Origin of the sequence: Cellulomonas fengjieae (assembly GCF_018388465.1) — a bacterium.
Taxonomy (GTDB): Bacteria; Actinomycetota; Actinomycetes; order Actinomycetales; family Cellulomonadaceae; genus Cellulomonas; species Cellulomonas fengjieae.
Genome location: NZ_CP074404.1, coordinates 3496962 through 3521272, shown reverse-complemented (window position 1 = coordinate 3521272; position 24311 = coordinate 3496962). Strand labels below are relative to the sequence as shown.

At 69.1% G+C, this 24311-nt stretch carries 22 protein-coding genes and 1 pseudogene; 7 read left to right on the top strand and 16 right to left on the bottom strand.

Translation table 11 applies throughout. From position 1 onward, the window contains the following. Window positions 1-57: 57 nt before the first annotated feature. Together KG102_RS16265 and KG102_RS16260 are read right to left on the bottom strand one after the other, a co-directional pair. The gene (locus tag KG102_RS16265) at window positions 58-2802 is read right to left on the bottom strand and encodes a glycoside hydrolase family 9 protein (RefSeq protein WP_208290377.1); all 2745 of its coding nucleotides are present in this window, start codon (window positions 2800-2802) and stop codon (window positions 58-60) included. A gap of 219 nt (window positions 2803-3021) precedes the next feature. After that, a complete protein-coding gene (locus KG102_RS16260; protein ID WP_208212965.1) occupies window positions 3022-3381 on the bottom strand; it encodes a VOC family protein in 360 nt (119 codons plus the stop codon). Between the two features lie 127 nt (window positions 3382-3508). Here KG102_RS16260 and KG102_RS16255 point away from each other — a divergent pair, with 127 nt between their 5' ends. Next, window positions 3509-4378 carry an AraC family transcriptional regulator gene (locus tag KG102_RS16255; protein WP_208290378.1) on the top strand — a complete coding sequence of 290 codons (870 nt, stop codon included), beginning with the start codon at window positions 3509-3511 and terminating at the stop codon, window positions 4376-4378. Window positions 4379-4444: 66 nt separating this feature from the next. Here KG102_RS16255 and KG102_RS16250 read toward each other — a convergent pair whose 3' ends face one another. Next, on the bottom strand, window positions 4445-4870 hold the full coding sequence (locus KG102_RS16250; protein ID WP_208212963.1) for a hypothetical protein: 426 nt from the start codon (window positions 4868-4870) through the stop codon (window positions 4445-4447). 221 nt (window positions 4871-5091) lie between these two features. On the opposite strand from KG102_RS16250, the gene KG102_RS16245 reads away from it, so the two are divergent. Both KG102_RS16245 and KG102_RS16240 read left to right on the top strand, forming a co-directional pair. Continuing rightward, window positions 5092-5799, top strand: a complete 708-nt coding sequence (locus tag KG102_RS16245) for a DUF72 domain-containing protein (RefSeq protein WP_256440363.1) — start codon at window positions 5092-5094, stop codon at window positions 5797-5799. A 62-nt stretch (window positions 5800-5861) separates the two neighbouring features. Then, complete coding sequence (locus KG102_RS16240) at window positions 5862-6461, top strand: ATP-binding protein (RefSeq protein ID WP_208212962.1); 600 nt, start codon at window positions 5862-5864, stop codon at window positions 6459-6461. Window positions 6462-6626: 165 nt separating this feature from the next. Here the strand turns inward: KG102_RS16240 and KG102_RS16235 are convergent, their stop codons facing one another. Together KG102_RS16235 and KG102_RS16230 are read right to left on the bottom strand one after the other, a co-directional pair. Further along, window positions 6627-7463 (bottom strand): alpha/beta fold hydrolase, encoded by an 837-nt coding sequence (locus tag KG102_RS16235; RefSeq protein ID WP_208212961.1) that lies wholly within the window; start codon window positions 7461-7463, stop codon window positions 6627-6629. 90 nt (window positions 7464-7553) lie between these two features. Beyond that, window positions 7554-7862 carry a hypothetical protein gene (locus KG102_RS16230; RefSeq protein ID WP_208290379.1) on the bottom strand — a complete coding sequence of 103 codons (309 nt, stop codon included), beginning with the start codon at window positions 7860-7862 and terminating at the stop codon, window positions 7554-7556. 212 nt (window positions 7863-8074) lie between these two features. Here KG102_RS16230 and KG102_RS16225 point away from each other — a divergent pair, with 212 nt between their 5' ends. Further along, a complete protein-coding gene (locus KG102_RS16225; RefSeq protein ID WP_208290380.1) occupies window positions 8075-8758 on the top strand; it encodes an MOSC domain-containing protein in 684 nt (227 codons plus the stop codon). A gap of 274 nt (window positions 8759-9032) precedes the next feature. Here the strand turns inward: KG102_RS16225 and KG102_RS16220 are convergent, their stop codons facing one another. The 5 genes from KG102_RS16220 to KG102_RS16200 all read right to left on the bottom strand — a co-directional run bounded on the left by KG102_RS16220 (window position 9033) and on the right by KG102_RS16200 (window position 14666). After that, window positions 9033-9377, bottom strand: a complete 345-nt coding sequence (locus KG102_RS16220) for a hypothetical protein (protein WP_213363008.1) — start codon at window positions 9375-9377, stop codon at window positions 9033-9035. Window positions 9378-10124: 747 nt separating this feature from the next. Then, window positions 10125-10475 carry a hypothetical protein gene (locus KG102_RS16215; RefSeq protein ID WP_208288084.1) on the bottom strand — a complete coding sequence of 117 codons (351 nt, stop codon included), beginning with the start codon at window positions 10473-10475 and terminating at the stop codon, window positions 10125-10127. A gap of 287 nt (window positions 10476-10762) precedes the next feature. Beyond that, the gene (locus tag KG102_RS16210; RefSeq protein ID WP_208288085.1) at window positions 10763-11740 is read right to left on the bottom strand and encodes a DNA polymerase III subunit beta family protein; all 978 of its coding nucleotides are present in this window, start codon (window positions 11738-11740) and stop codon (window positions 10763-10765) included. Window positions 11741-11802: 62 nt separating this feature from the next. Continuing rightward, on the bottom strand, window positions 11803-13101 hold the full coding sequence (locus tag KG102_RS16205) for an MFS transporter (RefSeq protein ID WP_208288086.1): 1299 nt from the start codon (window positions 13099-13101) through the stop codon (window positions 11803-11805). A 404-nt stretch (window positions 13102-13505) separates the two neighbouring features. Continuing rightward, complete coding sequence (locus tag KG102_RS16200; protein ID WP_208288087.1) at window positions 13506-14666, bottom strand: hypothetical protein; 1161 nt, start codon at window positions 14664-14666, stop codon at window positions 13506-13508. Between the two features lie 320 nt (window positions 14667-14986). Here KG102_RS16200 and KG102_RS16195 point away from each other — a divergent pair, with 320 nt between their 5' ends. Both KG102_RS16195 and KG102_RS19060 read left to right on the top strand, forming a co-directional pair. Then, window positions 14987-15511, top strand: coding sequence for a GNAT family N-acetyltransferase (locus KG102_RS16195; protein ID WP_208288088.1), 525 nt, complete (start codon window positions 14987-14989; stop codon window positions 15509-15511). A 206-nt stretch (window positions 15512-15717) separates the two neighbouring features. Further along, window positions 15718-15846, top strand: a pseudogene (locus KG102_RS19060) (IS5/IS1182 family transposase); the annotation flags it as partial. 28 nt (window positions 15847-15874) lie between these two features. Here the strand turns inward: KG102_RS19060 and KG102_RS16190 are convergent. From KG102_RS16190 to KG102_RS16165, 6 genes are all read right to left on the bottom strand, one after another. Continuing rightward, window positions 15875-16315 carry a hypothetical protein gene (locus KG102_RS16190; protein WP_208288089.1) on the bottom strand — a complete coding sequence of 147 codons (441 nt, stop codon included), beginning with the start codon at window positions 16313-16315 and terminating at the stop codon, window positions 15875-15877. 239 nt (window positions 16316-16554) lie between these two features. Beyond that, the gene (locus KG102_RS16185) at window positions 16555-17208 is read right to left on the bottom strand and encodes a hypothetical protein (RefSeq protein ID WP_213363007.1); all 654 of its coding nucleotides are present in this window, start codon (window positions 17206-17208) and stop codon (window positions 16555-16557) included. A 915-nt stretch (window positions 17209-18123) separates the two neighbouring features. Next, the gene (locus KG102_RS16180; RefSeq protein ID WP_208288091.1) at window positions 18124-19161 is read right to left on the bottom strand and encodes a hypothetical protein; all 1038 of its coding nucleotides are present in this window, start codon (window positions 19159-19161) and stop codon (window positions 18124-18126) included. A 697-nt stretch (window positions 19162-19858) separates the two neighbouring features. Then, the gene (locus tag KG102_RS16175; RefSeq protein ID WP_208288092.1) at window positions 19859-21211 is read right to left on the bottom strand and encodes a phospholipase D-like domain-containing protein; all 1353 of its coding nucleotides are present in this window, start codon (window positions 21209-21211) and stop codon (window positions 19859-19861) included. A gap of 896 nt (window positions 21212-22107) precedes the next feature. Continuing rightward, window positions 22108-22734, bottom strand: a complete 627-nt coding sequence (locus tag KG102_RS16170; RefSeq protein ID WP_208288093.1) for a hypothetical protein — start codon at window positions 22732-22734, stop codon at window positions 22108-22110. A gap of 22 nt (window positions 22735-22756) precedes the next feature. After that, window positions 22757-22918 carry a hypothetical protein gene (locus KG102_RS16165; protein WP_208288094.1) on the bottom strand — a complete coding sequence of 54 codons (162 nt, stop codon included), beginning with the start codon at window positions 22916-22918 and terminating at the stop codon, window positions 22757-22759. Window positions 22919-23058: 140 nt separating this feature from the next. Between KG102_RS16165 and KG102_RS16160 the strand changes: the two genes are divergently transcribed. Beyond that, window positions 23059-24036, top strand: a complete 978-nt coding sequence (locus KG102_RS16160; RefSeq protein WP_208288095.1) for an FRG domain-containing protein — start codon at window positions 23059-23061, stop codon at window positions 24034-24036. Window positions 24037-24311 lie beyond the last annotated feature (275 nt).

Here is a 24311-nt window from a genome sequence, read left to right as displayed (position 1 = left end):
AGCAGTCGTCCGCCGGTCAGGAGACCGGCGGCCCTCGGCGTACCGCGGTGAGGCTGCTCAGGCGCAGGGCGTGCCGTTCACGGTGAAGCCCGTCGGCGCGGAGTTGGTGCCGCTGTACGAGCCGTTGAAGCCGATGCTCGTCGAGCCGCCGGCAGGCACGTTGCCGTTCCACGCCGCGTTCGTCACGGTCACGGCCGAGCCGGTCTGGCTGTAGCTCGCGCTCCACCCCTGCGTGACCTTCTGGTCGCCCGCGAACGTGAACCCGAGGTTCCACGACGTCCACGGCGTCGATCCGGTGTTGGTCAGGGTGATCGACGCCGTGAACCCGCTGCCCCATGAGTTCGCGGAGTACGTGACCGCACAGGTGCTGGGCGGTGTCGTCTCGGTGGGCAGGGTCCGGAAGGCGACGGTCGGCGAGACCGACGAGAGCTGCCCGGCGGTGTCCCGCGCCCGGACGGCGAGCACGTGGTCGGTGCCGGGGGTCAGCCCGGTGAGCGTGACCGTCGGGGTGGCCGACGTCGCGACCACGGTGGACGCACCGCCGGAGACGCGCAGCACGTCGTACCCCGCGACGCCCGTGTCGTCCGTCGAGGCGGTCCACGTCAGGGTCGCGCCCGTCGTGGTGACCGCGGAGGCCACGGGCGTGCCCGGCGTCGTCGGCGGGGTGTCGACCGGCGGGACGTCCTCCCCGGTCCGGAAGGTGACGGGGGCGGACGTCGAGGAGAGACCGGCGCCGTTGCGGGCCACGATCACGTACGTGTACGAGGTCGCCGGCTGGAGGCGGCTCACCGTCGCGTTCGTCGCGGTGGTCGTCGCGACGACTTCGAGCGAGTCGCCTACGACGCGCACGACGTCGTACCCGGCGATCCCGCTCTCCGGGTCGGCCGAGGCGGTCCACGAGAGGCCCGCGGACGTGAAGTTCATGCCGCTCACGGAGACCAGCGGCGTGCCGGGGACGGTCGGCGGGGTCGTGTCGACCGCCGGTGCTGCGCCCGTGTGCTCCGCGGCCCACGTCGCGAGCCACGCGAGCGCCGAGTTCCAGTTGATCGCGACCTCGTTGACGGAGTACGCCTCGATGTGGTCGACGAAGCACTTTTGGGGCGCGCAGCCCGCGAGCTGCGCCGCGGCGATCGGGTCCTGCAGCTCGCTGTTCGGGCCGCCCGAGAACGAGCCGGGCGGTGCGATGGGCAGCGACGCGTCGGCCTGGTGGGCCCAGAACCGGTGGTGCACGTTCTGCACCGCCTTCTCGCCGTACCCCGCGATGTAGGACTGGTTGAGCGGGTTGCGGCCCTGGAAGTAGTCGAGCGCGGCGTACACGCCGGTGCGGTACTTCGACTGGCCGGTGAAGTCGTACGCGAGTGCGAGGGCGTTCGCGTTGTTGGCGACCTGGCCGTTCGAGCCCCAGTAGTAGACGGACCCGGCGTTGTTGGGCGCCGGGTAGGCCTGGCTCGTGGCGCGGGCCAGGGCCGAATCGGCGAACGTCACGATGGCGGCGCGGGTGGCCGCCACGTCGGACGACGGGAGCCCGGTCGGGACGAGGGCGAGCGTCGTGTCGCCGAGGCCACCGGTCCAGCCCCAGTCGTACCCGCGCTGCGCGAAGCTCCGGCCCTTGTACAGCGACGACCCGGTGACGTCGGCGCGGTAGCTGTCGGAGCCGGTCGTCGCGTACAGCTCGGCGGCCGCCCAGTAGAACTCGTCCGTGACCGAGCTGTCGCTGTAGGCGCCGCCACCGGTGCCGTCGTTCGCGGACGCGATCCGGTTCGGGTTCGCCTTGGCGGCGGTGTACGCGGTCTGCGCCGCAGCCAGGGCCTTCGCCGAGAACGTCGGGTCGATCGTCTTCCACAACCGCGACGCCTGCGCCGCCACCGCCGCCAGGTTCAGCGTCGCCGCGGTGCTCACCGGTGACAGGACCCGGCGCTGGCTGTCCTGCGCGGGGATCGTCGGCAGAGCGGTCCAGTTCTCGTCGTGCATCTTGTGGTGCACCATCCCGGCGTCGGTCCGCCCGGCCGGCACCTGCATGCGGAGCAGGAACTCGAGCTCCCACCGCGCCTCGTCGAGGATGTCGGGGGCGCCGTTGGCCCGCTCCGGGATCGCCATGGTGCCGTCGCCCAGCGCCGTCTTGTCGGCGCCGGCGACGTGGAGCGTCCGCTCGTACGCGTTCTGCAGCTGCCACGTGGCGATGCCGCCGTTGACCACGTACTTGCCCTGGTCGCCGGCGTCGTACCAGCCGCCGCGCACGTCGAGGCTGTAGCCGCACGACTGGCGGCACGGCACGCTCGTGTCGCCTTGGTTGGGCGCGACACCCAGGTGCCCGGCGGCCCGGGCGTAGGTGCTGCCGACGTACCGGGCGTCGATCGCGATGCCGCTGCGCTGGTGGTAGAAGAACGCGAGCGAGTCGTACCGCAGCCTCTTCACCGGGTCGGCCGAGATGTCGAAGGGGTAGCTGCTGGCGTTGGCGGCGGACAGCACGTAGCCGGTGCCTGGCGTGTCGAACGTCGAGAAGTCGATGAGGTGCGTCGAGTCGCCGGACAGCGCGTCGGCGCCCTTGACCGTCGACTGGCCCGACGCCACGACCGTGCCGGCCGCGTTCCGCAGCGTCCACGCGACCGGCGCCGTCGACGAGCTGACCAGGGTCGCGACCTTGGCGACACCCGGCACGTAGGCGACCTGGTTCACCTTGACCGGCGAGCCGGGGTCGGGCGCCGCGACCGCGGCCTGCGACGAGGCGACGAGCCCGGAGACGGCGAGGGCGGCGGCGACCGCCAGCCCGGCGGCGCGGCGACGGTGGGTAGTCGGTGACATGGCGGTCCTCTGCGGAGCGGGCGACGTGGTGGACGGCGGATCACCACGCCCGGCACCTGCCCAGCGCTGGGACACGGCCGTCGTGGGAGCGCTCCGGCCACGGTAGGGCCGCGTGCGGGTCCGCCTGGCCGGCCTGGGGGAGCGGAATCGATTAGGTGCACCCGCGGAGCTCTGCGTCGACCGTGGAGCTCGTCGTCGCGCGAGTCGGTCCGGCCTCGCTCAGCCCGGCGGCTCCTGGTACAGACCGACGATGCTGCCGCCGGGGTCCCGGAACCGAGCGGTCAGCTCACCCGGATCGCCGCCGACCGGCTGGACGAGCTCGCACCCCTCGGCGACGACCCGCTCGACGGCCGCGGCGATGTCGTCGACCCAGACGTAGACGAGCACCCCGGGCGGGGTCGGCTCCCGGTGAGCGACCCAGTGGCCACTGACCTCGTCGGTCGAGTCCTCGAAGAAGTACGTGCCGTTCGCGGAGCGCACCTTCCAGTCGAAGACGCGGGCGTAGAACTCCGCCGCCGCCTGCGGATCGTCCGCCGGCAGCTCGACGTGGCAGATCTTGCCGTGGCGCAGTGTGGTCATGACGGCCCCCTCCGCTTCATGATCGCGGCTCATGGGTGCCCGGTCCAGCGCCCTGATCACAACGGGCAGCGATGATCGGGTTCGGCGGCGCGTCCGGACGCCAGAGTTGTCGTGGAAGGAGGCCGCCGTGATCGCCTGGCTCAACCGGCTCGTGGACCTCGTGGAAGAAGACCTCACCGAGGAGCTCGACGTCGTCCGCCTCGCAGCTGCGCTCGGGACCACCGAGTACCACCTGCGTCGCATGTTCTCGTCGCTGGCGGGCATGCCGCTGTCGGAGTACGTGCGGCGCCGGCGCATGACCGTGGCTGCGGGGGAGCTCATCTCCGGGTCGGACGACCTGCTGCGCATCGCCGTGCGGTACGGATACGGCTCGGCGGAAGCCTTCGCTCGGGCGTTCCAGTCCGTGCACGGCGTCAGCCCCGGTCGAGCCCGACGTGACGGCGGCCCCTTCCGAACCCAACCGCGCCTCAGGTTCCGCCTGACTGTCGAAGGAGCACTCCCCATGGACGTCCGAATCGCCGCTCGACCCGCTTTCCGCCTCGCCGGGCACGCGACACGCGTGCCGCTCGTCCACAGCGAGGTCAACACCGCCATCCAGGAGCACGTCACCTCCCTTGGCCCGGACGAGCACCGGCGCCTGAAGGCGTTGGGCGACGCCGAGCCGTACGGACTGCTCGCGGTCAGCACCGACATCGACCCGGACCGTCGAGAGGGTTCGGAGCTCACGTACCTGCACGGCGTCGCCGTGACGGATGCGGTGCAGGTCCCGGACGATCTCGACGTCCTCCCCGTCGCGGCCGGCTCGTGGGCCGTCTTCCGAGCAACGGGTGCCTACCCCGGCACCGTCCAGGCGCTGTGGTCCGCGACGGCGACCGAGTGGTTCCCGTCGAACCCGTGGCGGCTCCGGCCGGGTCCCGAGGTGGTCGCCGTGATCGACCGCGCCGACGACTTCAGCACGGCGACGGTCGAGCTCTGGCTGCCGGTCGATCCCAGCTGACACGGTGGCGGCGCTCTCAGGGAGCCCTCGGTGAGTGCCTCCCGCGGCGCCTCCTCCGCGTGCCCGCTACTCGGGCACGCGGAGGAGGCGCGTCGGTTGGCCCTCTGCGGTGTCGGTGCTGAACCAGTCGCCCCGCGGCCAGGGGGTGGCGTGCGCGATCAGCTTCCACTGGGTGAACTCGCCTTGGTCCGGGCCTCGGGCGATGACCCAGACCGACGAGGGGAGCCAGGCGTCGTCGCCTCGGATCCGTATGCGGACGAAGGACCCGCTGATGTTGCCCAGCGTGAAGTTCTCCTCGGAGGGTAGGACGAACTCGTACTGGTCCGTGCGTCCCCGCTCCCGCTCGTCGTGCGGGAGATCGGGGAACGGCATGCTCAGCCAACCCCCGTCGGGCGTCTCTCGCTTGAGCTCGAGCGCGAACCCCTCGTCGGTGTTCGCGTCCGCAGCGGTCGAGGTCGTCTGGATCACCCACAGGCGTTCGATCCTCGTCATGCCGGCCCCCCGACGGACGTGATCCGCGGCGCGGTGCCGCTCGTCGAGCGTGCCCGCCCCGCCGCTGACACGTCAACGACCCCGGGGCGTCGGGCCGCTCATGCCGACGACCGTGCGTCCCCGTCGCTCTGCTCTTACGGTGACAGCGTGCAGGAGGGTGCGAGGTTCTCGCTGCGGTGGGGCGTTGGTTCGAGTTCTCTACACCCGGGAGGGATAGGCAGGTGGGCGTTCGCGTCGGGCTGTGTGGGTGGACGGTCTCCCAGGCTTCGTATGTAGGTCGCTTCCCCGTCGTGGAGGTGCAGCACACGTTCTACGAACCGCCGTCTGACGCCGTGCTGACCCGGTGGCGGACCCAGGTGCCAGCCAGCTTCGAGTTCACGATCAAGGCGTGGCAGATCGTCACCCACGAGTCCAACAGCCCTACCTACCGGCGGATGAAGCAGCCTCTGCCGGACAGCGCGCGCGGCCAGGTCGGAGCCTTCCGGACCACGCCTCCGGTCCTCGCGGGATGGCAGCGGACCCTTGAGTGTGCCCGGATCCTGCGGGCCACCGCCGTACTACTTCAGTGTCCGAAGAGCTTTCGCCCGACGGCCGACAACGTCGGACGGTTGCGCACCTTCATGACGCAGGTGGAGCGGCCGGCGGCGCGGCTGCTGTGGGAACCCCGCGGTGAGTGGCCCCCGCAGCTGCTCACGGAGCTCTGCGCCGAGCTGGATCTTGTTCACGTCGTCGACCCGATGCAGACCGAGACCGTGACGCCGGAGCAGACCTATTACCGCCTGCACGGCACGTCCGGCTCGCGGCACGTCCACACCGATGATGAGCTGCGCCGGCTGCGGGACATGGTCGACGGCCGACCATCGCCCTACGTCATGTTCAACAACCTGCCGCGGGTAGGCGACGCGGAGCGGTTCCTCGCCCTGCTCTGATCGAGGCACATGCGTGACGACATCGCGACATGCGTGTAGGAGTCCTCGATAGCCTGAGATGCGTGAGCGACAGAGCGTCATGGGTGACGACCACACACGCGTGGTCGAGCGATCTCGACCTCGCGCACCTCGCCGAGATCCGATCGCGTCCGACGCTCTACGGGGCGGGTGGTCGACGCCACCTCATCCTCGAGGTGCTCGCGTACGCGAACGAAGAGGCGGAGTCGCGTGGGCGCATGGGTCACGCGGTCGTGACGATGCGAGCCGACGGTACGGTGACCGTCGCGGACGACGGGCGCGGCACTGACACTCGGATCGACGAACATGGCGACGTGATCCGCAAGCCGGTGATGTCGACCCGGGACGTCCGATTCTTCGATGCGGAGGACGGTGCGCGGCTCCCCGATGGCCTGCCACGACGCGGGATGTCGGTCGTGTCAGCGATGAGCCCGGTACTCGTCCATGAGAACCACCTCGCGAGCGGCGCGTGGTCGCAGACCTATCGGCGCGGCGTGCCGGACGACGAGCTCCGCGCCGTCACCCCGTCGACGGCCACCGGTACCTCAGTGACCTTCCGCGTTGGTGCCGAGGTTCAGGGGCCGGAGTCCCTCGTCGACAGCGACCTCACCGGGTTCCCCGCGTTGCAGATCGATCTCCGATGACGGACACCCTCATGACTCGGCTCCGCACCAACATCGGCTGAACCTGCACGATCCCGACCTGCGCCCCGCGCGTGTCGACGACGCCTGAACACTCACTGGCGGCCCGGGCACGCAAGCCCGACGGCCGAATCCTCGGCGCGGCACCCCCGCTCGGTGGCCCGGGCCTCAGCCCGGATCACCGAGGAACGCGAGGATCACCTCGGCGAGTCTCTCGGGCTGGTCCTCCGGGACGAGGGTCGAGGAGTCCGCGATCTCGACCAGGCGTCCCCCTGGGTAGAGGGCCGCGAGCCGGGGCCCGTGCGCGCGAGGCATCATCGGGTCGTCTTGTGCCCAGACGACCAGGACGGGACCCGTGAAGTCGGCGAGCCGGTCGGACCAGGACAGGAGCGTCGCGCGATCCGGTGCCGAGGACGCGAACGCCGCGAAGTCGCGCCGGATCGCCCGGGACCTCGTCGCGGGCGCGAACCAGTCGTCGAGGACCGCGTCCGGGATGCCGCGCAGGCTCATGGCTCCGTAGCCGCGTCGGCTGTGCCGGAACCGGCGGGATCGCAGCAGCTGCATGACCAGCCAGATCCCGCCCGGCACCCGGGCGGCCGCCGCCAGGGCCTTCGCCGGTGCGGGCGGGAAGTTGTCGAACGCCTCGCACGCCACCAGCACCATCCGCCCGACCCGTTGCGCCCGGCCCTCGGAGACCAGGAACTGGCCACCGCCCCAGTCGTTGAGCACGAGCGTCACGTCCGTGAGGTCCAGCCGCTCGAGGAGCTCGCCGAGCAGCAGCGCCACGCCGCGGTGGGACAGGTCCGCACCCTCCCGCATCGGCTGCCGGTGGCCACCGAGCGGGAGGGTCGGCAGGATGCACCGGCACCCGACGAGCAGTGGCACGACCTTGCGCCACTGCGTCTCATTCATGGGGACGCCGTGCGCCAGGACGAGCACGGGTCCGTCGCCGCCCGTGTCCTCGTAGTCGATGCGGCCCGCGCTCAGCTCGATGTGATGGCGCATGGCTCACGCTGTCACGTCCCGGAGCAGGAAGTCGACCGTCGCGGCGTCGACAAGTCGCGATGGGCGCAGCTGTGCGGTCGGGCCATGCTGTCAGCGGTTCACCCACGCGTAGCGCATCATCAGTGCGTTCAGTGCCCGTTCTGACAGCTCCGGGTGCTGCGCCGCGAACACGTCGCGCCTGAGCTGCCACTCCTCCCAGACCGTGGTGACCCGTGCATCGACCGGGACACGCCACAGCTCGGAGCGCAGGGAGTCGATCAGCGCCCGCAGTTCCTTAGGTGATCGGCTAACGGCGTGGGCGGCGAGCGCTTCAGGGCGATCACGACCCATTCCGACATACGCGGCCATCGCGTCGCTCAGTTCCGTGTCGACCGGGACGGCAGGCTGCGACGAACTCATCGAACGATGATCGCAAGGTGCAGGGTGGTGAAGGAACTCGTTCCACTCGTTCGGCGTCCCTCCCGAGCCCGGCACCGGGAACATCGCCAGACCCCTGCTCAAGGCGTCAGACAGCATCGCTCATCGCGTCTTCCCTGGGAGGTGGCACCGGTCGGCGCGTCAGGACGCTCAGGAGCACTGATCACCGTGAGCGACTCGCTAGGGTCGAGATCGTGGTCGTCACCTCCCTGCGCCGCTACCCGGTCAAGTCGATGGGTGGAGAGGCACTGGCCTCAGCCGAGCTGGACCATCGCGGGTTCCACAGGGACCGCTGGTACGCCGTCGTGGACGGCGACGGCCGGTTCGCGTCGGTCAAGGACACCCGCCGGTTCCGCCGGCGGGACGCCGTCGTGCGCTACACGGCGTCGACGACGGCGGACGGCCAGGTCGAGGTTCGCTCGGACGACACGAGCTGGCTCGTGGGCGACCCGCTGCTCGACCGGCACCTCACCACCGCCATGGGGAGCGAGCAACGCGTCCTGCCCGAGGCTGCCGTCTCGCACCAGGACGCCGGTGCCGTCTCCCTCGTCGGCACCGCGACGATCGCATGGTGCGCGGCCCGGTGGGGCGGCAGCGACGACCCTCGGCGGCTGCGCGTCAACATCGTCGTGGAGACGCAGACGCCGTTCATCGAGGAGACGTGGGTCGGCCACCAGATCGCCCTCGGGTCCGCCGCGCTGACGGTCGTGGAGCGGATCCCACGGTGCCGGATGATCGATGTCGAGCAGGACGGGACCAGCCCGCGTGCCCCATGGCTCCGGTCGCTCGGCTCCGAGCGGGATCTGTACCTCGCGGTTTACGCCGACGTCAGCCGACCGGGTGTGATCACCCTCGGTGACGAGATCTCTGTGCTCTGAGCCGAGGATGGGCCGCAACATCTGACCGGACAGGGTGCGTCAGGCGGCGCTCGGGCGCCGCGGTGCTGTGACCTGCGATGGGACTCGCTCGATGCGCCAGCAGGTCGGCGGCCGGACACGCTCACGCGACGCGGACAGGCTCGATTGTAGGAACTCGCGCGCGTTGTCCGGCGTGCGATCGCCTGACCTGCTGAGGGACAGATAAGGGAGACGCGGCTCGTCTCACCTATCTGTCCGGATCCTCAAATCGCCGCGCATCACGCCGCCCGCGCGCCTACGGCCATGGTGCCCCCTCGAACGCCGCGGCGCGGGACAGGGTCAGGGCGAGGCGGTGCCCCGGGTACTCCTCGAGGCGGCGGTAGCGCCGGCGGTAGTAGCAGTCCCAGTAACTGCTCGCCCGCGCCCGCAGCAAGCGCAGCATCTCGGGGTTCTGAACCAGTACCCGCCCGTAGGCGCGCTGCTGCGGCGAACCCTCGACGTCCACCTCGGTGAGGAACGCCGCGACGTCCTCGACGATCTCGACGACGTACTCGTCCACGAGCTTGACGACGTACGGGACGACCCACGGCGCCATGGCGCTGGGCCCGCGAAGCAGCGTTTGCAGCGCCCTCTGCCGCACCTGGCCATCGTGGTGGCGCGTGTAGGCGCACGCGGCTACGACCGGCGACAACGACATGACGAACGACGTGTTCGCGGGTAGGGCGCCGTGGTAGATGCGGTACGGGAAAGCGAGGATCTCCCCATCGAGGGCGACGGGGACGGTGTGGGCGGTGGCGGTGGCGGTGAAGGCCTGGCGCCCCAGGGGTCGTCGTACGGCGGGAGGGCCTGCGCGACCTCGGCAGCCTCCGAGCGCAGCAGCGCCGGGAACGCCGCGCCGACCCACGACGCGTCCTGGAACCACGGCTCATTCGTCACGATCGGAGGATCGCAGCAGCGACGGGACGATCGCCAGCTCTGGTTCCACGTCCTCAAGCCGCTTCGCCCCGATCAGTTGCCAGGCTCCGCCTGCCGCCCTCGCCAACGCCTGTCCCTAGCCACGCAAGGGCCGCAACATCGACCTCTTGCGCCGGTCCTCCTGGGCCTCATGGGTCAGCGCCGACACCATCTGAGTCTTGGTGAGCTGCATCGGGAGGTGGTCCGGGACGTCGTCCCGCTTCGTCCGACCGGTGCGGATCGCCTCGCAGAAGGCAGACCCACGTCGATGCGTGTAGGAACTCACCGGAGTTGTCCGGGGTCCGAGGCTCCGACCTGCGAGGGGACACGTAGGCGCGACGGCGTCCGTCTCACCTACTTGTCCGAATCTTCGAGAGTGGACTGCGCCTGAGTTTGCCCTGGCTGCCCGGGTACCGGGCGTACAGGCGATACCTCAGCGGTTCGCCCAGGCGTAGCGCATCATCAGTGCGCTCAGTGCCTCCTCTGAAAGCTCAGGGTGCTGCGGTGCGAACACGTCGTGCTTGCGTCGGCACTCCTCCCAGACAGTGATGCCCCGGGCCTCGACCGGGACACTCCACAGTTCGGAGCGCAGGGAGTGGATCGCTGCCTGCAGTTCCTGAGGCGATCGGCGAACGGCGTGGGCGGCGAGAACCTCGGGGCGATCATGGATCATTCCGACATACGCGACGATCGCGTCGCTCAGTTCCGTGTCGACCGGGCGGCCTGCGACGAGCTCATCGAACGATGATCGCAAGGTCCAGGGCGGTGAAGGAACTCCTTCCACTCGTTCGGCGTCCTTCCCGAGCCTGGTACCAGGAACGTTGCCGAACCTCTGCTCAAGGCGTCAGGCAGCATCGCTCATCGAGCGTCTTCCCGCGGCAGGTGGCACCGATCGCAAGAGGGCGTTCGGCGGAGAAGAAGCGTAGGGACTCACGCGGTTCGTCCATGGGCCACGCTCTGACCTCCACTGGGACAACTTCATGAGACGGTGCTCGTCTCATGTACTTGTCCGTACCCTCAGGATTCGCTCGAGCGGGTACATGGCACGCGCCATCGCTTAGCGCTGGAGATTTAGTGGAGCAGGCGGATCGGCATCATCAGGCCGATGTCGTCCGGGCGGTCTGCTGGGGCCACGCTCAGGGCGTACCGCTCGTCGAGTGCCAAGGCGACGTGCTCAGCCGCGGCCGCGCGGACTGCGTCCAGAAGGAACGTCCGCGAGAAGGCAAACGCGTCTCCTGCGCCCGGAGGAGCGAGATCCACCCGACCCCCGTCGAGGCGCACAACGACGATGTCGTCTGCCGCTTCGGCGCTTGCGACCAGCTCCCCGGACGCGATGGTGACGCTTACCGACCCGCCCCACCGCAGGAGCTGCTGGTAGTCCGGAAACCCGGCCTCGAGCGGCTGGCCATGAACGCCCAGGATCTCGAGACGGTGCGCTCCTAGGACGACCTGTCCGTCGTGGGGCAGCGCGGCAGACGCGATCCGGTCGAGGAACGCCAGCGGCGCCACCACGCGGACCTGAGGGCCTGAGGGCTGTCGCGTCGGCACCGTCGCGACAGCGACTCGTGATCGGTCGCAGGCGACGAGCCGGAGCGTGGCCCCGTCGAGATGCAGCAGAACGCCGGCGAGTCCAGGCCACGCCGCGTCGGCGCCCACCGCGTGGCGGACCGCGGCGATCGCCCCGAGTAGATCCTCGGCCGCGACCCAGCACCTTCCGGGCTGGGCCAGGATGTCTACGGCCGCGTCCAGGTGCGCGTGAGCCGCGGTGAGGTCTTCCTCGAGGCGGCGTCGGTGACGGGCCAGGACGTCCGCCGCCGCGTGCGGAGTCTCGAGCACGGCGACCAGATCAACCACCGGAAGCCCTGCCTGCCGCAGGCTGGCGATCAGCCGAGCGGTGTGAACCTGTGCGGAGGTGTACCAGCGGTAGCCCGTGGCCGGGTCGACGTGCGCCGGCCGCAGTACACCGGCCGCGTCGTAGAACCGGAGCGCTGAAACGGGCGGGCCGCCGGCGCGGGCCAGCGCTCCGATGCTGAGCAGGTCGTCGTGCACGGGCCAACTGTGAGCCCTCGACCCAGGTGAGGGTCAAGCGGAGCCGACATGCGGGTACGAACTCACCGAGCCGGTAGGCGATCGTCATGCTGTTCCCGCGCTGCCGGGCCGGCAGACACACCGTCGTCGTACAACCGGAGCCGGTACGCCCACGCGGCGCATGCCGCCAGGCCGGCGCTCGTTGCCCCGAGTGCCCAGCCCGGCGAGGCGTGCTGGGCCAGTGCGCCGAGGATCGTGTTCGTCACCATCACGGGCACCAGCTGCACCAGCCCGACGAGTGCCTGCACGCGGGCGAGGTGAGTCCGCGGTGCGCTGCCCAAGACCAGGGGCGCCAGTCGCGCGACGAACGTCCCGTTCCCGAACCCGAAAACCAGGGCGCCGACGATCGCGACCGCGACACCATCCGGACCGACGAGCGCCGGACCAGTGGCGAGGAGGAAGGCACCGACCGCGCTCACCGCGAGCCCCGCAGCAGCACGCGCCCCTCCGGCCGTGCGAGGCGGTGGACGACGGCGTCGGGCCGTGAGGACAGCAGCGCTGATCACTCCCACACCCACAGCGCCGGCCACGACGCCCGTCGAGCCCGGCCCCCAGCTCGACGCTCTTCCGAGCAGCGGCACGAGCAGAGACGGCACGGGCAGCATCAGCGCCGCGCCGGCACCCACAAGAATGAGAGCCCTGCGCAGGCCTGGAGTCCTCCCCACGACGCGGAAGCCGTCGACCAGGTCGAGCCGGACGGTACGCGACGCGGCCGTCGACACCGCATCTGACGCCGGGCTCGACATGTCGCGAACGGCGACAAGGACACAGAGCCCGACGCCCAGCGTCACTGCGTCACCCCACGCGATCGCCGGAAGTCCGACCGTGCCGACCAGAAGACCTCCTAGCGGCGCTGCTCCCATCAGCACGGCCTGGCCCGAGCCCTGGCGCAGGGCGAGCGCACGGGGGAGCTGATCGTCTGGAACCAAGCGCCGCGGCTGGGAGCCCGCAGCGGGGAGGCAGAACGCCGTGACTGTGCCGAGCGCGAGCGAAGATGTCAGAAGAAGCCAGGTGGGAGTTCCGAAGCGCGCGAGCGCCACGGCCAGGGCAACGCTCAGCGCGAGCATCGCGGCCTCGCCGGCGATGAGGATGCGTCGTGCACCGACGCGGTCGGCGACAGCGCCGCCCACGACCAGCAAGATCACGCGAGGAAGTCCGGTGAGGGTGAGGACGAGGGCCGCTGTTGTGCCTCCCAGCCCGGAGGCTGCCCAGCCGAGCGCGAACATCAACACGGCGTCGCCCAGCCGCGAGACGGTGAACCCCGTCAGCCAGGTGAGGTAGGAGCGGGGGAGCGCGCCCGGTGGCAGGTCTGTGACGGTCATGGCCGCACGTTGGCGCCTCGACCTGGTCGAGGGTCAAACCGAGCCATGTCGACGAAGCGGAGCTCCGTCGCGGGCTGGAAGACCCTGCGAGCGACATCGCAACAGGTGTGTGGGCCGAGCGGCACGCCGACCTCCTTGAGCTCTACGAGCTGGACGCCGGCTACCGCCTGGTGACAGCCGATCTCGGGATGTGAGGCAAGCACGCCTCGCACGCCGAATCGCCTTCCCGGATGCGCTGTGATCGGGGCGACCGTCGTTGGACGCTTAGCGGTCGCCTGATCCCGACGCCGCCTTGCCGCACGCAGTACCAGACGACGGCGATCTGCTCTCGCGGGGACCGTTCGCGGCGGAACGTGCGAGATGCCATTGCGGCCTCGCCACCCGCTCCGCCGCGGCCGTCCGCATCACCGCGCGCCGAGCGACCGCACGACCGCGAGCGCCTCGGCGAAGCAGGCGTCCCGGTCGAGTGCCCCGGACCCGAGACCGTCGACCGCTCCCGCCGCCGCCGTGCCCGGGTGCGGATCCGCGGCCGAGAGGATGGCGTCGATCGCCGCGGCCTCGGGCGCGAGTGGCGTCCGTGCCGCGGACGCCGGACTCAGCGAGATCGTCATGACGACCGCGGAGAGCGGCGCCCCGGCGTCGTCCTGGTCGTCGGGCTCCGGCGGGAACAGGGCATCCCACGCCTCGCCAAAGCCCGTCCAGGGCGCGGCCGGCGTCGCACCGCGTGCGATGTCGGCGAGCGCCGCGGCGACCCCCGGCCGGTCGAGGATCGCGGCCCGTTCGCACGCCCGGGTCGCCGCCCAGGCCGCCAGGGCGCGCTGCTGGTCGGGGTCGAGCCCGGCGATCGCGTCGACGAGGTCGCGGTCCTGCCCCGCGAGCTGACGGGCGCGCCACCCCCAGGCCCGGAGGTCGTCGCTCGGTGGCCGACCACCCCAGGCAGCGGTCTCCTCGCGCTCGTCCCACGCGCGACGCGCAGCCTCCTCGCGAGCCTGGTCCGCCGCCTCCTGAGCGATCCGCGCACGCTCGCGTTCCTCGGGTGTCGGCGGCGGGGGCGTCTGCTCGGCGACGCAGTGCCAGTACCGCGCCTCCTCGCTGCCGCACCGCACCACCCTGTCGGCCGCGGGTGGAGCAGGCCAAAGCTGCAGAAGGTACCGGTCGACCGGCGGCTCCCCCTCCTCGGCTCCGCACTGATGGGCCTCGTCCATCCCATGCGCACTCCAGCGCGCGCGCAAGGACCTGTCGGTGGGCAGGTCGAGCGGCTCCGCGTGGTCGAAGCTGGAGAGCAGGTACGGCTCGGCCTCGACCGGGGTCAGGGAGGCCTCGACGACGTCCTCCCAGTCAGGGTCGGGCGGCGGAGCGTCGTCGTGGAGCTCGATGCGGACCGGGACGGATCCGGTGTTCAGACCGACGACGAACGACAGCGCACCGGGGAGCGCCGCACCGCACAGCCCGTTCCGCTGGCCGCCTCGTGATTCGCTCAACTTGGGGCTCAGGGCACCGCCGAACGGCTCGATCGTCATGAACCCGTAGTCGACGCTGACCAGTTCGTCCAGCAGCACTCGCATCGTCACGACCTCCGCCCGTGGGGACCTGACGGTCATCCTGCCCGGCGTCTGAGGCGCGGAGTGGACAATCACGTGAGTTTTGGACAACTCCGATGAGATCCCGATCCCCTGCTTGCTCTCGCACTCACCGTTCCTCCCTCTCGACGGTCACGGAGATCCGGCGCCGATCCTCGCTCTGCTCCGAGTTCAGCGATGCCGGGCGCACACACCCACCGCGTTCCGCGTTCGAGGACGCCGGCCGAGCCAGCGCCGTCCATGATCGGTGGCCGAGGACATCGCGGACGTGGGTGAGGTTCAGTACGCCGGACTAGCCTCTTGGAGTGCTTGAGACCCCGACCGTGTCCCTGCGACCTCTCACTGTCGACGACGCTGGAGCGATCGCTTCGTGGGCCCGGGATGAGGAGTTCTGCCGGGCTGCGGAGTGGCCCGTAGGACGCGGCCTCGAGTTCTACTCGTCCTTCTACCGTCGTTCGATTTCAGAGCCTCCCGCCGACCTCCTGCGGCTTGGGGTGGTTCACGGAGGTCACTTGATCGGCTACGTCGACCTTCACGGCGATGAGCCCGACCGACGGGAACTGGGGTACCTGATCGGCGAGCGACGCCTGTGGGGTAAAGGCGTAGGAACGGTCGCCGCTGCTGCAGGTCTGGAGTACGGCTTCGCTGACATCGGCCTTCGCGAGATCTGGGCGGAAGCGCTGGACGCCAACGAACCGTCCGTACGCATCCTCCGACGGCTCGGGATGCGGGAGACCGGCAATGGGAACGGCGGCACCTACCTGGGCGAGCACACCCACTACAGGCAGTTCGTGATCACAGCAGACGAGTTCAACATAGCCTCGGTCTGACGTCGCGGAGCGGTCTGAGCCTCCCCGGTGCGGGTGCGCCGTCGAGCTGGCCGCGCCGTGGGTGAGAGCGACGCCAACTAGGGCGCGTCTCCCATTTCTGCGGTGAGGCGCGCGGCAGTCTGTGGTCTGACGTCAACTTCGCGGTATCAGGTGTTCTCTCACGAGCGGTGGGCGCGGATCGAGCCGTTGCTGCCCTCGAACGAGGGGCGGCCTACTCCGCCGGCGCCTACCGGCGGGCGCTGCACGCACGAGGCATCCAGGTCGTGATCCCCGAGAAGTCCGACACCATCGCCGCCCGCCAACGACGCGGCCGCCACGGCGGACGACCTGGCGCAACGGCAGCGCCGACGTCCGCGAAGCTCCTCAGTCTTCGTCAGCGACCCAGAGCACCCCGGCCCGCTCACGGCCGACGACGATCACACCAGCGTCGAACGTGAATGACGTCGCGGGGTTCCAGGAGGGTGCGAAGCGCCCGCCTCGCAGGGGTCGGTTGGTCGCGTAGCGGCACTCCTCCGGACCGAACGACCCGACGAAACCCTCCGCGAGCTCGCGTGCCTGCGTTGCCGGGGCGGCGATTCCGCTGTACGCGAGGTCACGATGAAGCAGCAGCGCCAGGAGGTCGACGGCGGCCGCGCGGCCCAACGTCTCCCACTGGTCACCGAGCGGCTCCAGGCCTGCGCGGCGGGCGACATCGTCGAACGACGTCCCGAGGGGCGCCGACCACGCGTCGACCCAGACCCGCTGCGCTTCGCGGGCGCGGACGATCTCGAGGTGCAGGGGATCCGTCTTCGGGCGCTTCGTCACGTGAGGAGCGTCCCACGGCGCCCTCCGCAGGTCCCCACAACAGGACGGCTGCTCCAGAGTGTTCGAGCACCGCGGCGGATCGGTACGTGCAGGTGCCAGGCCAGCACTCCTGTAGGAACTCGCGCGAGTTGTCCGACGCGCGATCACTTGACCTGCTGATGGACAGATAGGTGAGACGCGGCCCGTCTCACCTATCTGTCCAGATCCTCAAATCGCTGCGCATCACGCCACCCGCGCGCCTACGGCCGTGGGGGCGGCCATGGTGCCCCCTCGAACGCCGCGGCGCGGGACAGGGCCAGGGCGAGGCGGTGTCCCGGGTACTCCTCGAGGCGGCGGTAGCGCCGGCGGTAGTAGCAGTCCCAGTAACTGCTCGCCCGCGCCCGCAGCAAGCGCAGCATCTCGGGGTTCTGAACCAGTACCCGCCCGTAGGCGCGCTGCTGCGGCGAACCCTCGACGCCCACCTCGGTGAGGAACGCCGCGACGTCCTCGACGATCTCGACGACGTACTCGTCCACGAGCTTGACGACGTACGGGACGACCCACGGCGCCATGGCGCTGGGCCCGCGAAGCAGCGTTTGCAGCGCCCTCTGCCGCACGTGGCCGTCGTGGTGGCGCGTGTAGGCGCACGCAGCTACGACCGGCGACAGCGACATGACGAATGACGTGTCCGCCGGTAGGGCGCCGTGGTAGATGCGGGACGGGAAAGCGAGCATCTCCCCCTCGAGGGCGAAGGGCACAGCGTGGGCGGTGGCAGTGGCGGTGAAAGCGCTGGCGCCCCAGGGGTCGTCGTACGGCGGCAGGAGCTGCGCGACCTCGGCGGCTTCCGGGCCCAGCGCCCCCGGGAACGCAGCGCGGACCCACGACGCGTCCTGGAACCACGGCTCATTCGTCACGACCGGAGGATCGCAGCAGGGACGGGACGATCGCCAGCTCTGGTTCCACGTCCTCAAGCCGCTTCCGCACCGATCAGTTGCCAGGCTCCGCCTGCCGCCCTCGGCAACGCCTGTCCCTAGCCACGCAAGGACCGCAACATCGACCTCTTGCGCCGGTCCTCCTGGGCCTCATGGCCAGCGCCGACACCATCTGAGTCTTGGTGAGCTGCATCGGAAGGTGGTCCGGGACGTCGTCCCGCTTCGTCCGACCGGTGCGGATCGCCTCGCAGAGGCAGACCCACGTCGATGCTGTAGGAACTCAGCGGAGTTGTCCGCATGGCCTGGCCATGACCTGCGCGTGGACAGGTGAGTGAGACGACGGACATCTCATGTTTCTGTCCCAATCCTCATAATCGGTCCCCCAAGTGGGTCTGGAGCTGCAGTCGATGGGAAGTGAAGACTGGCGCGGTGCGAACCTGCGACAAGGCGTTCTACGCGGACCAGGCCGCAGCGCACCTTGCGCTGGCGAGCATCCACGAGAAGGCGGCCAAGAAGGGCAAGCGCACCCCGCTGCCGATGCGGACCTACCCGTGCGACGTCTGCGACGGGTGGCATCTCACCTCGAAGGCTGTCAAGGGTCGCAAGCCGCCCTGGGACCGAATCCCCGATTGGGTCCGCCCCGAAGGGACCGCGCACCTTCAACAGCGGTCTGTCGAAGCCGTATCCCGGTCGCGCCGGCAACGGAAGCGAGCACGGGCGGGTTCCTGAAGGCGAACGATGTGCAACGCGCCGACGTCCACCCCTTCATGGTCCTAAAGCTGCGATCGGTGTGGGCCTGGGCATACGAACTTGCGCCGTTGCCCCCGCTTGCCTCAGGTCCAGCGCTCGTGTGTCTGCGGCAGATCCGTTCCCGCCGCCAGCCGCGTGTCGCTGACACTAGAACTGGTCAGCCAACGCGGCCTTGACGGCGTACCCGGCCGGCTGATCGAGACCGGCATCGGTCAGTCGGAACCGGTGGCACAGCGCCGGATTGTCAGCGCTGAATCCGCCCTCGAGCGTTCCATCTCCCCTCCGGTTCGGGTCGATGTATACCTCCATCAACCCCGTAGCGTGCAGCATCGGCCAGGTCTTGTATGCATCGTGCGACAGGCCGTAGATCCGCAGACGATCGATGCCCGTGATGTGGACCCAGCCGTCGTCACTTCCCAGTCGCGTAAGGTCGCGCAGCATCAGCCAAAGGGCGATCTCGCTCTTGGTCAGGGCGTAGAGCCAGCCGTTGAGGAAGAACCCGACGGGGATGTCGATCGATTGCTCCGGGTGCTTGGGCACGGTGTACGGCGCCGGGAGCCCCGTGGGTCGCGCCCCTCCCTCGTCGAGCAGTCGAAATCCCTCGAACTTGCCGCGTGCGTTACTTGCGTGCGGCAGTTCCACCAGCGATTTGTGCGCGAGCGTCTTCAGCGTTTGCTTGACCTGGCGGAGGCGGTTGTCGCGCAGTGACGCAGCGCGCACGGCCTTCTCGTCATGCCCCGAGTGAGGTACGACGAGGTCGATCCATTGATCAGCGTCGGCGCCACCTTCGAGCGGGAGCCCGAGATCGACGACGTTGCCTTTCTGGACGCCGTGAATCTGTGCAACGAAGAGCGCCGCCAACATGAACTGCTGCGCTACGCCGTTCGGGGAGATGAGGTCGATCACCGGCGGGTTGGGAGCCTTGGGGCGACGCCTGTCAGACATCTCGCCACTGGCCGGCAGACGACGCCGAACGAACGCCGGGCGAACGGCGATGCCTCCCCTCCGGAGGCCCCCGTGCGCGTGCACCTGTTGGAGCGCCTGACTGGCCTTGGCGATGTCGACCGCAAGGAGATCGAGCTTCTCGACCCTCTGGACGGTGCGATCACGACGCGTGCGCTGGTCGGATTTCGCGAGATTGACCGCTACCGCTTGGACGCTCTGTGATCCCTCTTGGTTCTCCATGGATACCTCATTGATCGACCGGCGCGTCCAAGACGCATTGGCATCGTACGCCCAGGGGGCGACAAAGAGCCAGGCAAACCGATAGACCTCTACGTGCTGCCGCAGCCGCGTCCAGCACGCACGAAGGCTCGCCCCACACCGGTTCGCCCTGAGAAAGCACCGGATGGAACGAGCCAACGCACTCGGACCCTTGGAGGGTGCCACATGTCACCGATTCCTGACCATCCGTCGACGGTCGTCTCGCTCGCGGCGTTGGCCGTCGTCGCGCCTCTGCTGCTCGTGGTGTTCGCAGCCGTTCTGATCGCCCTCGGTTCGGCGATCGTCCCGTCGCCGGCACGCCGCCGTCACACGCGTCGGCTCCTGCATGACCTCACTGATCTGGCCCGCATTCTGAGGTCGCGCACCTGACGGGCGGTGGTGCCTGGCGGAGACAGACCAAAGCTGCCAGGCACTGCCGTCCCGACCGGCGGTAGTGCGGTGACATCGCGAGCCGGGCGTTGGGAGCCTGATCCGCCTCGTTGTGGGTCGCCACGCCCTCGGTGCGGCCTTGCGCGGCGGACTGCCAGAGCAGGTGCTGGCCGGCGAGGCACGCGTACGGCGCGCAGTTGCATCCCGTCGAAGAGGCCTCGGCGCTGGCGTCCTCACCTCCGTACGCCACGTGCACCTATTCAATCCGTCGAAGAGGGCTCGGCACCTCTCACCCGCGTCGTGCCGTCAGGAAGAGCCCGCCGGCCGCCTCGAGGAGATCGATCTTGTACCGCCCGTCGGCCAAGAATGATCCGATCGTCCGGCCGCGGCACTTGAAGCCAGTTAGTGCAGTCGGTCGGAAGACGCGCTCGAGGAACGCATCGCGCTCGGCCTCGTCGTCGACAATCTGCAGCGCGAGATCCCGGAGTTCGTCAGAATCGAACCGCTCGACCGGACTGGTCCGGACGCGGTCTTCCTGCTCGATGTGGTGGAGATCTAGCGTCTCGAGGTCGAACATCATGTGGATCGTGATCGATGTAGACCACGCGTGCTCCCGCGCGACGGCGATGACGTTGACTCCTTCGGTGGTCACCGGATCCGGGAATCGAATCTGCAGGTGGAGGGGCTCCCCGCCAATGGAGACGCGGGACCCCAATGAGAAGTTTTGGGTCGCGTAACTCATCTGACCGTGTGCCACGCGTACGAGCGCAAGCTTGCCCGTCGGGGACAGGATCATCGGGATGAACTCGAGCCTCGTCAGGTCGATGCTCCTCCCGTCTGCGCCGAACCACGCGGTCAAGGACTCGCCCGAATCGACCTTGAAGTAGCCCCCTTGGTCCCACACGTCGACAAGCCGGCCGTAGGCGGCACCCCGATGGTGGCGGTACGGCGAGGACCGCACCCGGCGAGCTAGGAGATCAGCGATCTGCTGCTCGCGCTGTGCCCGTTCCACTTCACGACGTCGCTTCTCAGTGGCGCGGGCCCTCGCTCTAGCTCGCTGGCGCTCTACCTCGCGCTCCGCAGCCAGGCGGTCTTGACGGACTTGATCAGCGGCCTCGAAATGCGCCACCAGATCGGCCACCGAAGAGTCAACGAGATCCATCTGATCACTGAGCTGCTCGATCAGTCGGTCGAGGTCATCCTCCGTGACTGCTTCAGCGGCCTCGACCCACTCCCGGATCTTGTCGCGGAACTTCTCGTCGAGAACTGCCTCGCGCGGCGCTACCGTCGCCTCGCGGCTGCGTCGTGCGTAACCGGTGAAGTTCTGCGATCCGATCGCAAATCTGGACCCGTCAACGGCGAGCACCTTGGCGTGCAACCTCGCCAAGGTGCGCACTTGGATACCCGCGACTACTAGCTTCCTGAGCGCGAGCAACTTCTTCCGGTAGTTCGCTGGGCCGCTCCCTGGCGACAGGTCGGTGACGACGGTTACCTGATCAGCCGGGACGCTTGATCGCTTCAGCAGCCGAACCACCTGGTCGTCCAGGTACGGGGTAAGGACCCACACGGCGGACTCGGCGCGCTCCACTAGGCGCACCCATGCGTTGTAGGCGTCCCGCGCGAGGAACTCGTCAGCGGCCACCGTGATCACCTCGAAGCGGTCTCGACGAGTCTGCGCTGAATCCAGTCAACACCACGATCTTTGCCGACGGCTCCCATCAGACCTGGGGCGAGAGAGTCGAGCGGAGTCGATCGTGTCGCTGATCGGGCACACTTTGGATGACCTTGCCGCTGCGGGAAGGCGGGTACGTAGCCATCAGGCTCAGGTGCGAGCCGCTTAGCGTTGCAGACCAGCGGGCCAACTGCGACGGGCCAGCGGTTGCACGCTCGTTCGGCCACTCGCGACGAGCTCGGAATCGATCAGGGTGACGTGGATCTAGTAGCGACGAGTCCGCTCATGCCGCTGAATCGCGCGTGGGAGTGTTTGGTCGTGAACCTCCCTCCCGAGAGCTACGTCGACTCGATGCCAGGTGACGGAGACCTATTCCTCGAGCTGGGGCGGGTTACGTGGGCGTCCGCACGCCTCCACGCTGGAGTGCGAGATGCCATCAATCGGCACCGTGGCGCTGCCTCGGACGAGCCGTTCACAAGGACTCTCGGTCAAGCCGTAGCGGCGCTTGAGCAGCTCGCCCGGGAGGCGGGTAGAGCTGACCAGGTGGACTGGGTGGCGAATGTCGGCCGGCCGGCCGTCAAACGGCGCAACGCAGTCGCCCACGCGGTTACCTACACGGCACCGGATGGTAAGCAAGCAATTGGCACGGTGGACCACACGGCGCCTAAGCGGTTCCTTGCGCCCGACCTGCGCCAAGTCACGTTGCACCTGATCCACGCCAGCATGACGCTGCCCCGCTAGCTCAGGACGTCACGTTGCGACGAGGCGCCGTCGTGTGGCAGTGACGGGCGCACGCAGCCAGCGTTCGGTCATGCAGCGCTGTCCACGCACCAAGCGGCGCTTTTCGGTGACGCGTCGCGCCCGGGTTACGGCTCTAGCGCATTCAGCGGTCCATCGGCAGCAGGGCCTGCGGGCACCGTGGGAACAGTGGAGGCGGGGTCATGGGCGACGAGCTGTGCCTCGTCGTTAGGCGTCTCTCGGCGCTTCGACATCAGCGTAATCAGTGCAGATTCAGCCTCTCGGAGCGGCTTCTCCTGTCGCCGCCGAGCAGCCGAGGGTCGCGCCGCTATCGCGTTTCGGAGTTGGTTCGCAGACCTCACGAAACCATGGAGTCGCACGGTCGCGTCCTCCATGGCGTCCAAGAGGACTGTCAGCGCCGCAACACCATGGCGGGCGCTCTGCACGAGCCACTGCTCGTCTGGCGTGAGCGTCGGGTCGAGCAATAGCACGCCATGCACAGCCTGGTGACGGACACCGACGAGTTCCGCGTAGGTCGCGAGTAGGTGTCGAAGATCGGAGCGCTGATCGGTGTCGAGGTAGCGGACGCGCTTCCTCGCGTACTTCGTCGCACCGCCGGGGTAGCGATCAAACGCCCACTCATCTGTGTAGGCGTACCCGGTCTCGGCGGCCCATCCGCAGAGCGCCAGCTGCGTCTCCGCGAGTGAGGAGATCGCCACGAGGCGGCCCAGTGCTGAGTAGTAGCCCTCGGGCACGCTCGGCGCGTACCGGCCCATATCAGCGCGGAACGTAGTCGTCGGCGAGCCACCGAAGGAAGATCCTGCTGCGGCCGACATAGGTGTCCACCGTGTCGGGTGCCTTGCCAGCGGCCCTCAACGCCCGCTCGAACCGAGCGAGCTCGTCCTCGAGCGCAGCCATAGTCCAAGTCTGCTCTGTCATGGCCGGAAGGTAGCCCTGCAGTCTTCGACGTGTACAGAACGACGGCCTCCTGACGAGGCGACCCCGACTGGTTTGGCGGTTGCAGGGGGCTCGCTCTCGGTTGTCGTCCGGTCTCGGCGGTGCTCCGATACGGTCGGCGCGTGAGCTTCATAGCGCAGACAGTTCCCGAGCAATTCTTCAGTCGGACCGACGTGAACGAACGGTTCGGACTGGGAACCGCGGGTGCGCTGTGGGACTGGGTGAGGGCTGGCGCAACCTCCCCAGTGGCTGGGGGAGCAACGGCGCTGCCGTCGGGCTCTGAAGTCGTCTACAGGGGTCAGGCGCGATCCTCCTACGGGCTCACATCGTCGCTGTACCGTCTCTGTCGCGAGGCGCGCCCCAACGGCGTTTCGGAGCGAACCATCGCCGGGGTCGAAGCTCAGCTGATCAACGATATGCGCGCCGAAGGCATTGGCCGCCGGATGAGCGATGGACAACTACTTTCCGTGCTTCAGCACCATGGCGTGCCAACTCGGCTGCTCGACTTCTCTCGGACCCCGCTCGAAGCGCTCTACTTCGCAGTCGAGAACCACGACACGATCGACGGACGCCTTTTTGTCGTCCACGCTCATGGCCACAGAGGCTCGATGACGGTGAACCTTGACTTCGCGGCGGATGGGTCGCGTGCACTGCCCTGGGAGAACCTCGCTCGCGGTGACGAGTACGCGTCCTCGGCATGGACGCAGACCGTTGCCCTCGTTGACCCCGACGACCTTGATCCGCGAATGGTCGCGCAGGCGGGGGTGTTTCTCGTGGGCGGGCTCAACCGCCGGTACGGCGGGCGAGACATGTTCGCCCGCGAGAGTAGGCACGCGCCAACCAGCAAGGTCCCGAGTGAGCTGTATGCAGACGTGACGACGCTCGGCATCAACTTCCTGACCAGAGCGGGGACGCGAAATCAGTGTTGGCCCGCGACCGGGTGGACCGTTCTTGTGAAGGCAGAGTGGAAGCCACGACTGCGAGAACTGCTGAATGCGGAGGCGGACTCGATACGTCGCGACACGATGTACCCACCGCTCGACGAAGTCTGGCGGCTCGCCAACTATGCCGTTGTCGCTCGGCTCGGTCGCGGCGACTGACCCGACACGAATCCTCTGGCGTCCTGCTGCACGGATAGGTGCCGGGTGGCCTCGGGCGGTGACTGCAATCTGAGAGTTGTGGGTGGTCTCGCACTCGAGGGCAAGGCACACCGGCGGGCGTGCCTGCGCGGACGTTGGGCCGAGCTTCTCGTCAGCGGAATCGTCCGGCGCCTGCGTCGTACGCTCGCGGGCCGTTTGCGCGCCATCCGGTCTGATTCGACTGGCTCGCCGCGGCGAGTCAGTGCGCGTACCCGGGTGGGCCGCCGACGAGGATG